11 protein-coding genes are annotated in these 12,344 nt (G+C 41.0%); 3 read left to right on the top strand and 8 right to left on the bottom strand.

Annotated elements, in window-relative coordinates; translation table 11 throughout:
• Nucleotides 1-532: 532 nt before the first annotated feature.
• Nucleotides 533-829, bottom strand: a complete 297-nt coding sequence (locus tag ACTJIX_RS00495) for a hypothetical protein (RefSeq protein WP_005222659.1) — start codon at nucleotides 827-829, stop codon at nucleotides 533-535.
• Nucleotides 830-1,005: 176 nt separating this feature from the next.
• The gene (locus ACTJIX_RS00490; protein WP_005222660.1) at nucleotides 1,006-2,031 is read right to left on the bottom strand and encodes a type I glyceraldehyde-3-phosphate dehydrogenase; all 1,026 of its coding nucleotides are present in this window, start codon (nucleotides 2,029-2,031) and stop codon (nucleotides 1,006-1,008) included.
• Between the two features lie 409 nt (nucleotides 2,032-2,440).
• Here ACTJIX_RS00490 and alaS point away from each other — a divergent pair, with 409 nt between their 5' ends.
• From alaS to csrA, 3 genes are all read left to right on the top strand, one after another.
• Complete coding sequence (gene alaS, locus ACTJIX_RS00485) at nucleotides 2,441-5,134, top strand: alanine--tRNA ligase (protein ID WP_171056675.1); 2,694 nt, start codon at nucleotides 2,441-2,443, stop codon at nucleotides 5,132-5,134.
• A 64-nt stretch (nucleotides 5,135-5,198) separates the two neighbouring features.
• The gene (locus ACTJIX_RS00480; protein ID WP_004892566.1) at nucleotides 5,199-6,479 is read left to right on the top strand and encodes an aspartate kinase; all 1,281 of its coding nucleotides are present in this window, start codon (nucleotides 5,199-5,201) and stop codon (nucleotides 6,477-6,479) included.
• 253 nt (nucleotides 6,480-6,732) lie between these two features.
• A complete protein-coding gene (gene csrA / locus ACTJIX_RS00475; protein ID WP_004892562.1) occupies nucleotides 6,733-6,987 on the top strand; it encodes a carbon storage regulator CsrA in 255 nt (84 codons plus the stop codon).
• 109 nt (nucleotides 6,988-7,096) lie between these two features.
• Here the strand turns inward: csrA and rnhB are convergent, their stop codons facing one another.
• The 6 genes from rnhB to ACTJIX_RS00445 all read right to left on the bottom strand — a co-directional run bounded on the left by rnhB (nucleotide 7,097) and on the right by ACTJIX_RS00445 (nucleotide 11,653).
• Entirely contained in the window at nucleotides 7,097-7,690 is a 594-nt protein-coding gene (rnhB, locus tag ACTJIX_RS00470) for a ribonuclease HII (protein ID WP_004892558.1), read from the bottom strand.
• A gap of 71 nt (nucleotides 7,691-7,761) precedes the next feature.
• The gene (locus ACTJIX_RS00465; RefSeq protein WP_390882837.1) at nucleotides 7,762-8,124 is read right to left on the bottom strand and encodes a hypothetical protein; all 363 of its coding nucleotides are present in this window, start codon (nucleotides 8,122-8,124) and stop codon (nucleotides 7,762-7,764) included.
• A 153-nt stretch (nucleotides 8,125-8,277) separates the two neighbouring features.
• Nucleotides 8,278-8,625: a hypothetical protein gene (locus tag ACTJIX_RS00460; RefSeq protein ID WP_008306691.1), complete on the bottom strand. Its 348-nt coding sequence runs from the start codon at nucleotides 8,623-8,625 to the stop codon at nucleotides 8,278-8,280.
• 60 nt (nucleotides 8,626-8,685) lie between these two features.
• Nucleotides 8,686-9,687, bottom strand: a complete 1,002-nt coding sequence (locus tag ACTJIX_RS00455; protein ID WP_005222664.1) for an adenosine deaminase — start codon at nucleotides 9,685-9,687, stop codon at nucleotides 8,686-8,688.
• Between the two features lie 77 nt (nucleotides 9,688-9,764).
• Nucleotides 9,765-11,087, bottom strand: coding sequence for an NCS2 family permease (locus tag ACTJIX_RS00450; RefSeq protein ID WP_004892544.1), 1,323 nt, complete (start codon nucleotides 11,085-11,087; stop codon nucleotides 9,765-9,767).
• A gap of 404 nt (nucleotides 11,088-11,491) precedes the next feature.
• Nucleotides 11,492-11,653 (bottom strand): hypothetical protein, encoded by a 162-nt coding sequence (locus tag ACTJIX_RS00445; protein ID WP_155756525.1) that lies wholly within the window; start codon nucleotides 11,651-11,653, stop codon nucleotides 11,492-11,494.
• Nucleotides 11,654-12,344 lie beyond the last annotated feature (691 nt).

The raw sequence follows: 12,344 nt of genomic DNA, 5'->3' as shown, positions 1-12,344 counted from the left end.
CACCCGATTTCTCCTAGTCTAGCACGATCATTTAGGCTGTGCATCGCAATTTTTATAATTTTCTCTGACTGATCAAATGACTAACATTGATAATGAAAATCCAGCGGTGAAGACTTGGGCCAAGTCGATTAAAAAGATATCAAAAGCTAAACTATCAACATGATTTTAAAAAATTTATTCCTTAAAAAAAACTTTAAGGTTTTATCTTGAACTCTATACTTTCCAAAATAACCAGCAAATACTTCAGAAAAATTAATTTTTAAATGTTTAAAAAAATCCCGCATAAATACAAACTGCACGGATTTGAATACCTAAGAAAACAGCACTATTCAGGCAAATTTGAAGTTAATAGGACAGTACCCTGCACTTCTTATAAAAATACAGTTCGTTATTAGATTAAATTTAGCCTACATCTATATGTAATACATCAGGTTTCAGCATGCTGCCTACCATTATAATGAGTGTAATTTCGGCAGGAGTTTTGTGCAGCCTGCTCTTTTAGACTGCTTAATCAGAAAACCATTTTCGAAGATTATTGTTTTGGTTCAACTACTTTTGCCAGCAGATGCACCAGCTCGGCATTCTGTAATTCGACCTGTTTTAGTTTGTTCGTGGTCTGGTCCAGTACTTCTTGCTGTACATGCATTTTCTTCGCCAGATCCTGCATAATCTCTAAGGTCTTTTTTAGATTATCTTCCAGATTTGCGACCTTTTGCTCGACCGCAACACCCTCCAATTCAGGACCAGTTTCAACCTGATTGAACTGCAGCCAGATCAGGAAAATCACCGCCAGTGTCAGGAGTGTAATAAAGCCCCACATTAATAACATTGCTTTTGCTCTTCTAGTTGGTCGCCTGAGTTTTATCATAATCAAAAAAACAGGCGATATTGTAACGATTTTATCGGAATGCCAGCACCAGATATCGACTGGTAAAGTAGATTAATTTTCTTTATACATCAATATACTTAAGAATAAAATTTACTTAAGCCATAGATTAGAGCGCTTTATGCATTAAAGGAATGACATAAATCTAGTAACCGGTTGGCATAACCCCATTCATTGTCATACCAGGCAAATACTTTGGCCTGCTTGCCTACGACTAGGGTCTGGGTCATATCCACAATCAATGAATACGGTGAATGATTAAAATCGGAAGAGACTAAAGGTTCATCCGTGATCGACATGATTTCAGTATAGTCGTGAGCTGCTGCTTTGATTAGGACGTCATTCAGCTGATGATCGGTAATATTGGCTTGAGTCACAAAAGTTAAATCAATGGCTGCCACATTAATGGTCGGTACACGAATCGAGTAACCATCAATCCGGTTTTCCATTTTCGGCATTACGCGTTTTAAGGCACCTAAAGCCGAAGAAGTCGTCGGAATAATATTTTGCCCTGAAGCTCGAGCACGACGTAAGTCGCGATGTGCATGGTCTAGGACTGATTGATCCGCAGTGACCGCATGAATTTCAGTCATTAGCGCGGTATCAATACCGAAAGCATCATCTATGATTTTAACCAGCGGCACTAATGCCTGCGTGGTACAAGATACGCTGGAAATGATCTGGTCACTGTTTTTCACATCACGATGGTTCACGCCATAAACAATCGCAGCATCTACACTGTCAAACGGCGCTGCACCAATGATCACACGTTTGGCACCGGCAGTAATATGCTGGGTCGCTGCTTCACGGGAACGGAACAGACCGGTACATTCCAGTACCACATCAACATTCAGCTCCTGCCATGGCATCTGAGCTGGGCTGGCTTGACGCAGGACTTCGACTTTTAAACTGGCATCCTGATAAGACACATGCAGATAAACACGTTCCTGTTCATAGCTGAGGTCGACCTGCCCTGGAAAGCGGCCATGAGTGGTGTCGTATTTGAACAGATGCAGTAAAGTTTCCACATCGGCAATGTCATTAATGGCAAAGATGTCAAAATTAAAATCTTTCGGATTTTCAAACCATGCACGTAACACATTGCGTCCGATTCGCCCAAAACCATTAATTGCGATACGTTGCATCGACATTCCCTTAAGCAGCATAAAACTTTGAGTGCCCTATATTAATAGAATTATGCAGCTGACTGATAACTATTCAGCCAAATCCTTTAAAATTTACACAGTATGTCCAATATTTCACCGAATAATTTATGTTTTATAATCGTGAATATTCTCTTTAATCCTGACAGATTTTAAATAAATTGCTGTTCTGACAATAGCTTTTGATTTTACAGGTCATTTTGCAGAATTTACCAATATTCATTCCTTAGAGTTTTATGATCTATAAATATGAAAATCATTGGTCGAACAGGCATTTTCCGTTATAATTTGGCGTTTTTAAAAATTTAAGCCCCGCATTGCAGCAAAGAACCAACCTTCTTGTCAGACTGCACTGCTTTTGCCCAATCAGAAATTATGGAGTGACTTGGTTGTGAGTACTCGTTTTATGACATCAGCTGAAATTCGCGAAGCTTTTTTAAGCTACTTTGAATCGCAAGGGCATACACGTGTCGCGTCGAGTTCTCTGGTTCCTGCCAACGACCCAACATTATTGTTTACCAACGCCGGTATGAACCAGTTTAAAGACTGCTTCTTAGGTCTGGAAAAGCGCGATTATGTCCGTGCGACATCTTCACAAAAATGCGTACGCGCAGGCGGTAAACACAACGACTTAGATAACGTTGGCTACACAGCGCGTCACCACACATTCTTTGAAATGTTGGGTAACTTCTCGTTTGGTGACTACTTTAAACGTGATGCAATCAAATTTGCTTGGGATTTCTTAACATCTGAGCAATGGCTAGGTCTGCCAAAAGATAAACTTTATGCCACTGTTTACCATACAGACGACGAAGCATTTGAGATCTGGAACAAAGAAATTGGCCTAGATGCATCTCGCATTATCCGTATTGGCGATAACAAAGGCGGTCAATACGCATCAGATAACTTCTGGGCAATGGGCGATACAGGTCCATGTGGTCCATGTTCTGAAATTTTCTATGACCATGGCGATCACATCTGGGGCGGTTTACCGGGCACACCTGAAGAAGATGGCGACCGTTTCATTGAGATCTGGAACAACGTATTCATGCAGTTCAACCGTACTGCAGATGGCGTACTCCACCCTCTTCCAGCGCCTTCTGTGGATACAGGCATGGGCTTAGAGCGTATTTCTGCAGTTCTACAACATGTGAACTCAAACTACGAAATCGACCTATTCCAGCACTTGTTAAAAGCAGCTGCTGAAATCATTGGTTTAGATACGGCTGAACTTGAAGCAAAAGCACAAGCTGAAGGCAAACCGGTTGAATACCCTGCGTCACTTAAAGTGGTGGCTGACCATGCACGTTCATGTTCATTCCTCATCGCTGATGGCGTAAACCCATCGAACGAAGGTCGTGGTTATGTGCTACGTCGTATCATCCGCCGTGCAGTGCGTCACGGTAACAAATTGGGTGCGACAGGTTCATTCTTCCACAAAATGTTGAAGCCTTTGATTGAAGTGATGGGTGCTGCGTATCCTGAACTTGCAGCGAACCAAGCACGTATCGAAGCGCAACTTCTGAAAGAAGAAGAGCAATTTGCAAAAACACTTGAGCAAGGTTTGAAATTGCTTGAAGGCGAACTTGCAAACTTAAAAGGTTCTGTGATTCCAGGTGAAGTGGTGTTCAAACTTTACGACACTTACGGCTTCCCAACAGACCTTACAGCTGACATCGCGCGTGAACGTGATTTGACGATCGATGAAGCTGGTTTTGAAACTGAAATGGCGGCACAACGTCAACGTGCGCGTGATGCAGGCAAATTTGCCATCGACTATAACAGCGTGGTTAAAGTTGAAGGCGAAACTCAGTTTGAAGGTTACGATGCAACTGCAGGCGAAGGTCAAATCATCGCAATCTATAAAGATGGCGAGCAAGTCGATGAAGTGGTTGAAGGCGACGAAGCACTGATCGTACTGAATCAAACGCCTTTCTATGCAGAAAGCGGTGGTCAAATCGGTGATACAGGGATCTTCAAAAACGATACCGGTATTTTCGAAGTTCAAGACACCAAGAAATCTGGTGGTGCATTCGTTCACCAAGGTATCGTAACCATGGGTAACCTCAAAGTTACTCAAAACGTAGAAGCAACTGTAAAAGCAGACATCCGTGCAGCGACTGCACGTAACCACTCTGCAACGCATCTTCTGCATGCTGCACTGCGTCAAATTCTTGGTGAACACGTACAACAAAAAGGTTCTTTGGTTGCATCTGACGTATTACGTTTCGACTTTGCCAACGACCAACCTGTGACATTTGAACAGCTACAAGAAATTGAACGTCTTGTAAATGCTGAAGTGATTGCCAACACCCCTGTAACCACTGAACTGCTTGATATCGAATCTGCGAAAGCAAAAGGTGCGATGATGTTGTTTGGTGAAAAATACGGTGACGAAGTTCGCGTACTGTCTATGGGTTCAGTGATTGAAGAGAAAAACTTCTCAATCGAACTGTGTGGTGGTATTCACGTAAAACGTACAGGTGACATCGGCCTGTTCAAGATCACCTCTGAAGGTGGTGTTGCAGCAGGTGTGCGTCGTATTGAAGCGGTGACAGGCACTAAAGCAATTGAAGTTACTCAAAAAGTGGATCGTGATATCAACACGATTAATGGCTTATTGAAAGCACAAAAAGACCAAACTTTAGAGAAAGTTGAAGCGATTGTTGACACAGCATCAAGCTTGCAAAAACAAATCGAACAACTGAATCAAAAATTGGCAAGCCTACAAGCGGGTGAACTGTTAAGCCAAGTTCAAACGATTGCAGGTCGTCAAACACTCATCACAACCGTTCAAGGCATGGATGCAAAAGCACTTCGTAACTTGCACGATGGTGTGAAATCTAAATTAGAAAATGCAGTGATTGTTCTTGCAGGTGTAGAGGGTGACAAGGTGAGCTTGATCGCATCTGTGGCGAAAGATTTTACTGCTTCTATTAAAGCGGGTGACATCATCAAACACTTGGCAACTGAGCTTGGTGGTAAAGGTGGTGGTAAACCTGACTTGGCACAAGGTGGCGCGCCACTTAACGAGAAGTTTGCAACAGTGATGGCTGATCTAGCAGCTTGGCTTGAAGCAAAATAAAAACTTCATTTTGTGTAACTGACCCTGATTGGAACATCAGGGTCATGGTTTGAATGGAACAACTATGGCATTAATCGTTCAAAAATATGGCGGTACCTCAATGGGTACTCCCGAGCGCATTTTAAATGTTGCTCGTCGTGTGAAGCGCTGGCATGACCACGGCCACAAGGTGGTTGTTGTTGTATCAGCTATGAGTGGTGAAACCAACCGCTTACTTGCTTTAGCGAAAGCCATTACCGAAACCCCTGACCCGCGCGAACTTGACCAAATGGTTTCTACCGGTGAACAGGTAACGATTTCGATGTTAGCAATGGCATTGAACTCGATCGGTGTTGAAGCTAAATCTTTGACTGGTCGCCAGGTTGGGATTAAAACCGACAGCGCTTTCACCAAGGCTCGTATTGAAGCGATTGATACCGATGTTTTGACTGAAAACCTAGATGCTGGCCGTGTCATTGTCGTGGCAGGTTTCCAAGGCTTTGATGCCAATGGCAACACAACGACTCTAGGTCGTGGTGGTTCAGATACTTCTGGTGTTGCACTTGCCGCTGCATTAAAAGCTGATGAATGCCAAATTTACACAGATGTAGATGGTGTTTATACAACTGATCCGCGTGTTGCACCAAAAGCGAAAAAAGTTGACCGTATTTCGTTTGAAGAAATGCTGGAAATGGCATCCCTTGGTTCTAAAGTCCTTCAGATTCGTTCAGTTGAGTTTGCAGGTAAATACCAAGTGCCATTACGTGTACTTTCAAGCTTCGACAACGACAACGATGGCGCGTTTGATGAAGACTTCAAAAACAACGTCGGAACCCTTATCACTACTGAATTGGAAGACAACATGGAACAGCCAATTATCTCTGGTATCGCGTTTAACCGTGACGAAGCTAAACTGACTATTCTGGGTGTTCCAGACGAACCAGGTATTGCCTCTAAAATTTTAAAACCAATTGGTGATGCCAATATCGAAGTCGATATGATCATCCAAAACGTTGAAGAAGATGGCACCACCGACTTCACGTTCACAGTCAACCGTGGCGAGCTTGCAAAAGCGAAAAAAATCCTTGAAGAAACAGCGCAAGCGATTGGTGCACGTGAAGTAGCGACTCGTGATGACATCGTAAAAGTGTCAATCGTGGGTGTAGGTATGCGTTCACATGCAGGCGTAGCAAGCAAAATGTTTACTGCTCTTGCAGACGAAGGCATTAACATTCTGATGATCTCGACTTCTGAAATTAAAATTTCAGTGATCATTGAAGAAAACTACCTAGAACTTGCGGTACGTTCACTTCACACTGCATTTGGTCTAGATCGTGAGTCTGGCGAATCAAGCGCACGTGCTTAATGATTGATTTGTAATTTATTGTCGTTGTCTGACATTATTTTGCAAAACTTCATAAAAAATCAGAGCCACTATAGTTTTTTTTATAGTGGCTCTGTTATATTAAGGGCGAGGATTTATAGAAAATTTAAATAGATGATAATCCCAACCAAGATGGTGCGTGGTGATCTGTTCGATTTTCTCTTGTGATTTCAAGTTGTGTTTCAACATACATTCTAAATTGAATGCACGTTTAGCGTTTTGCAAGGAGATAAACATGCTGATTCTGACTCGCCGTGTCGGAGAAACTTTGATGATTGGAGACCAAGTCAGCGTGACTGTGCTTGGCGTAAAGGGCAACCAGGTACGTATTGGGGTGAATGCGCCAAAGGAAGTTTCTGTCCACCGTGAAGAAATTTACCAGCGTATTCAGCATGAACGTGCAATGCATGAGCATCTTCAACATATTGACCAGGACTATCAGCCTTCATTTGAAGATGATACCTCTTCTCAGAATAACTTTAATCGTTAATTTCTGCGAAAAATAATAAAGCGGCTCTAGGCCGCTTTTATTTTTTTCTACACTTTTACCGCACTTCACTTAGACATTCTATGTATTTATAAAATATTCTATAAATGTCTTATAGCTCCAGTTCACTCTGTTCTTGCATAGCTGCAATGGCTTTACGCACAGGACCAAAACTGCGTCGATGCTCTTCAATTACCCCATGCAAGGCAATTGCTTCAAAATGTGCTTTGGTTGGATAACCTTTGTGCTTGGCAAAACCAAAGTGTGGGAATTTATGATCCATTTCAACCATCTGATGATCACGAGTTACCTTAGCCAGAATACTTGCTGCTGAAATCTCGGCATGCAGTGCATCCCCACCAATGACAGCATCACAACTCATCGCCAAACCTCGAGGAATCTTGTTGCCATCAACCAGTACATGATCTGGTTGAATATCAAGTGCTTCTATCGCACGACGCATCGCCAGCAATGAAGCCTGCAAAATATTATGTTCATCAATTTCTGCTGCAGATGCTTCGGCAATTGCCCAAGCCAATGCTTTTTCCTGAATTTCAATAAATAACTTCTCACGTTTCTTTTCAGTGAGTTTTTTCGAGTCATTCAGGCCTTCAATCGGATTATTCGGATCAAGAATAACTGCAGCCGCCACCACTGAACCCACCAATGGACCACGCCCTGCCTCATCTACACCTGCAATTCGCATCATATTTCCTTCAATTATTCAGCCCAAATATAAAAGCGGCCAAAGTGGCCGCTCATTTAAGCAAATCTTGCTTAGTTTTTCAAAGTTTCTACAACACAGGCATTCAATGTGCTACTTACCACTTTAGTTACCAAGGTTGCTTGAGAAGTTTTGTCCATTGCAGCAATAACCAGGTCAGCTGCTGTTACGCTAGTAGTCGCTTTCTCAGCTACACATGAACATACTTCGTTTTGTAATTCAGTCTGCTGAGTTTCAGTCATCAACTTAGATGCTGTTTTCCAGTAGGTATTATTGTTGATTTCAGTGACGCATTTTGCTTGCACGCCTACTTTGACTGCAGCCATTGCCAAGCCGTTCGCTGTAGTTGCAGCAGTTGAACCTGTTGTACCTATTGTACCATCAGTGGTAACACAAGCAGTTAAAACAAAAGCCATGGGTGCAAGTACAGCTGCTAATTTTTTCACTGTAAATCCTATGTTGTGAATTAAAGATGCACTATTTTGCCGAAAATTAAAGCGTGAATAAATCACTATTTCAGCCCATGGAGTCAGTTGTGCAATTAAACGACGCCCATTGAAAACCCTGACCTATTTCACTAATTCCTGTACACAGCCTTTCAGACTATTCGCTACAGCTTGACGTGCCAACTGGTTTTTCGCTTCTTCATTTACTGTTGCTTTAAGCAAAGTTGATGCCGGCACATCTTTTAAAGCATGTTCACCCACACAATCACAGACATTGTGTTCCAGTTTGGCTTTATTAGTGTCCTGCATCAGATAGGTCGAAACTTTCCAGACTTTGGAGTCTTTGAGTTCTTGCCCACATTGATAGACAATCACTGGCTTTAAAGCTTTTTGAGTCAGACTTATATCGGCATGACTATGTGTCCAGAAAGCCAAAACAGCCACAGATATCGCGATAATATATTTTTTCATGAATTTACTCATTCAACAGAAAAAAGGCGGAGCGAACTCCACCTCTTATATATAGTTTACTTAGACCAATACTTTGATCTTGCTAATCCAGTTGGCCTTGTCTGCTTCACTGATAAATGAGGCTTCAAAAGAATTGATCGCTAACTGTTTTAACTCATCATTGCTTAGATCCAAAGCTTCAGCAATAGCAATGAAATTGTCATTCATATAACCACCAAAATAAGATGGATCATCCGAATTCACAGTGACATGCACGCCCTGCTGTAACAGGCGACGAATATTATGTTGCTGCATATCATCTACCACACAAAGCTTTAAGTTTGACAGTGGGCATACTGTCAGCGGCATTTTTTCTGCAATCAAACGCTGCATCAATGCCGGATCTTCCTCAGAACGTACACCATGATCAATACGGTTCACTTTCAACAGATCTAAAGCTTCCCAGACATATTCTGCCGGACCTTCTTCACCCGCATGTGCCACAATCAGGAAACCTGCTTCACGCGCTTTAGCAAAGACATGTTCAAATTTAGAGGGCGGATGTCCAACTTCACTTGAATCCAGCCCCACCCCAATAATTTGATCTTTATATGGCAAAGCCTGTTCTAGAGTTTCAAATGCTGCTGCTTCACTGAGATGACGCAAAAAACACATGATCAGATGTGAAGTAATACCGAGTTTTTCTGCGGCATCATCACACGCACGTTGCAGACCATTCAGTACCGTTTCGAAAGCAATTCCACGATCGGTATGGGTTTGTGGATCGAAGAACATTTCGGTATGTACAACATTGTCTTCGGCACATTTTTCAAAATATGCCCAGGCCAGATCGTAAAAATCCTGTTCATGAATCAGAACATTGGCACCAGCATAATAAATATCTAAAAAGGATTGCAGATTATGGAAATTATAGGCCTGCCTAACTTCCTCAACCGACTGGTAAGGAATGGCAATCTCATTACGTTGTGCAATTGCAAACATTAACTCAGGTTCAAAAGTACCTTCAATATGCACGTGCAGCTCTGCTTTTGGCATCGCCTGTATTAATTCAAGACGGTTCATCACTACTCCTGATTAAACCTGAGAAAAATAAAAAAGGGCGCAAACTGAGTTTACACCCTTTCTGAATTTGACAAAAATCAGCCACCGAATAGCGCGAATTTCAATGCCCAAAGCACAGCAACAATCCACACCATATACGGTACAGTTGAAGCCTTACCTGTGAGTAATTTAATCAAAGCATAGCTGATAAAACCCATCGCGATACCATCAGCAATTGAATACGTGAATGGCATGAACACGATAGTCAAGAATGCTGGAACAGCTTCTGTGATATCGTCCCAATCAATATGTACGATGCCTTGAATCATCAACACACCCACAAACAAAAGGGCTGGTGCTGTTGCAAAGCTTGGTACAGATTGAGCAAGAGGTGCCAAGAATAAGCAGGCAATAAACAAGAAACCGACAATCACTGCGGTTAAGCCTGTACGACCACCTGCAGCTACACCTGCTGAAGACTCAATATATGGTGTAGTTGAAGACGTACCTAATGCTGCACCTGCCACAATTGCAGATGAGTCAGCAAATAGTGCTTTTTTCAAGCGAGGTAATTTACCATCTTTTAATAAACCTGCGCGGTGAGAAACACCAACAAGAGTACCTGTTGAGTCGAATAAATCGACCAAGAAGAATACGAAGATGACACCGATCAAGCTTGCAGTAAACAAACCCTCAAAGTCCATTTGCATAAAAGTTGGCGCAATTGAAGGTACAGCACCGACCACACCTTTAAATTCGCTCAGGCCCATGGCAGCCGAAATGCCCGTCAGTACTAAAATACTGATGATAATTGCACCACGAACTTTAAAATGATGCATCACAACAACCATTAAGAAACCAAGCAATGCAAGCAATACCGATGGCTGTTTAAGGTCGCCTAGACCAACTAAAGTTGCTGGGTTATCGACAATAATTCCTGCATTTTTCAGCGCAATAAGCGCAAGGAACAAACCAATACCACCACCAATCGCCAGTTTTAAGGACATTGGAATAGCATTGACGATTGCCTCACGTATTTTGAACATACTGATGGCAATAAATACCAGACCTGACACAAAAACGGCGCCCAATGCAGTTTGCCATGGCACACCCATTCCCAGACATACAGAATAGGTAAAGAAAGCGTTCAAGCCCATGCCAGGTGCAAGCGCAATTGGATAGTTTGCTACAAGACCCATCACTAGACAGCCAATTGCGGCTGCAAGACAGGTTGCAACGAAGACAGCCCCATGATCCATCCCTGTTTCGGATAAAATCATTGGATTGACAATAATGATGTAACACATGGTTAAGAATGTCGTTACACCTGCAAGAACTTCTGTACGGAAACTGGTTTTGTTTTCACTCAGTTTGAACAGACGTTCCAGCATGTTTTCGGAAGATGGATTAGGAGTCGTCATGACCTAGCCCCTATTGAGTAAACTTTATGCCTGAGCATTCCATAAAATCCCTCTACTTATTAGGTAAAGGATTTTGCGGATGAGTTAGCAACGAATATGCCAGCATCGCTATTCGACGGGTCAAGTAATCTTAAAGCACAGCAAAACAGTAACTATGCACTAAGCACAAAAAAACTAAACAAAAAAGCTGCATAACCTTATGCAGCTCATTAATAAATGAATTGAATCAATTGGTTACAATAACTCAAATCTGATCCAATATTTTGTTTTCAGAATTATAACACATTGATTTTTTATTGTTTCTAAAATTTAACTTTAATTCTCTATTCAATTTTCAACTGTTCAGTCATTTGAAAAGTTCATTGATTTTATGCAGTTAATAGCTCACTCAAGCAGATATCTTCTTAATGACGAATGTGCTTACCCTCAATTGCCTGCAAAGAAATCTTGGCATCGGTAATGATGCGGCTTATTTCCTGCTGGCGCCTGTTTTCACTTTGCTTATACACATAGTATCCCAGTACCCCGACCAATAAAGCGCAAACTGGAATTACATAACTTTTCATAATTATAGGCATTCTTTTACATTTTTAAAATTGTATGAATAAATTATCAACTAATCATGTGACAAAGTAGGTGAAATTCTATATGAATTGTAATCAATATTATGAATTTGTAACCTAATTGACTCAGTTTAGCTTTATCAATATCAGGAATTCTACAATAAAAAAATAATGCTTTTATTGTTAATACAAAGCATTAATCTTCTTAAATATTTTTATTAAAATACATTTCTTTCATAAATCAAAAAATGATTGTTTTATTCATATTTATAGATATTAAAAGCCCTTTCTCCCTTTGGGATGAGAAATATTACTTCGAACAGGGTGAGGAGATTTATTAGAAAAAATCTCTCTCTGAGGAGCATGCTCCGCAAGCCTCCTTGTAGGAGAGGTAATTCCCTTTATAGGGATTCAAAAATGATTTATAAAAAAATCCTATAATTAAAATTAATTATGAAAATCTTAAATAAATATCTATTTCTAGTGAATATTTAATTTAAATAAACTTTAATTGTTTTGAAATAAAGAATGGGGAAAATTGAGTTTCTTACAGCCTTATCTATAAATTTTTCTAAATCAATTTTTCTGACCCATTGTCAAAATCATCGATTAAAACTTGTATATTTTAACTGCTAACTCTCCCATATTTGCCGTTCTACTTTGAAATAGAATAAATTTTATCCTTTAAAATTAA

Origin of the sequence: Acinetobacter sp. 22323 (assembly GCF_052044895.1) — a bacterium.
GTDB classification, from domain to species: domain Bacteria; phylum Pseudomonadota; class Gammaproteobacteria; order Pseudomonadales; family Moraxellaceae; genus Acinetobacter; species Acinetobacter schindleri.
This window is presented reverse-complemented; position numbering and strand designations above follow the sequence as displayed.

Bases quoted from the DNA above. Each gene is read 5' to 3' on its own strand.
- ACTJIX_RS00465 (WP_390882837.1), bottom strand. From the start codon at position 8,124: ATGGCTTTTGTTTTAACTGCTTGTGTTACCACTGATGGTACAATAGGT.
- ACTJIX_RS00480 (WP_004892566.1), top strand. From the start codon at position 5,199: ATGGCATTAATCGTTCAAAAATATGGCGGTACCTCAATGGGTACTCCC.
- ACTJIX_RS00460 (WP_008306691.1), bottom strand. From the start codon at position 8,625: ATGAAAAAATATATTATCGCGATATCTGTGGCTGTTTTGGCTTTCTGG.
- ACTJIX_RS00450 (WP_004892544.1), bottom strand. From the start codon at position 11,087: ATGACGACTCCTAATCCATCTTCCGAAAACATGCTGGAACGTCTGTTC.
- ACTJIX_RS00445 (WP_155756525.1), bottom strand. From the start codon at position 11,653: ATGAAAAGTTATGTAATTCCAGTTTGCGCTTTATTGGTCGGGGTACTG.
- ACTJIX_RS00490 (WP_005222660.1), bottom strand. From the start codon at position 2,031: ATGCAACGTATCGCAATTAATGGTTTTGGGCGAATCGGACGCAATGTG.
- ACTJIX_RS00495 (WP_005222659.1), bottom strand. From the start codon at position 829: ATGTTATTAATGTGGGGCTTTATTACACTCCTGACACTGGCGGTGATT.
- csrA (WP_004892562.1), top strand. From the start codon at position 6,733: ATGCTGATTCTGACTCGCCGTGTCGGAGAAACTTTGATGATTGGAGAC.
- rnhB (WP_004892558.1), bottom strand. From the start codon at position 7,690: ATGCGAATTGCAGGTGTAGATGAGGCAGGGCGTGGTCCATTGGTGGGT.
- ACTJIX_RS00455 (WP_005222664.1), bottom strand. From the start codon at position 9,687: ATGAACCGTCTTGAATTAATACAGGCGATGCCAAAAGCAGAGCTGCAC.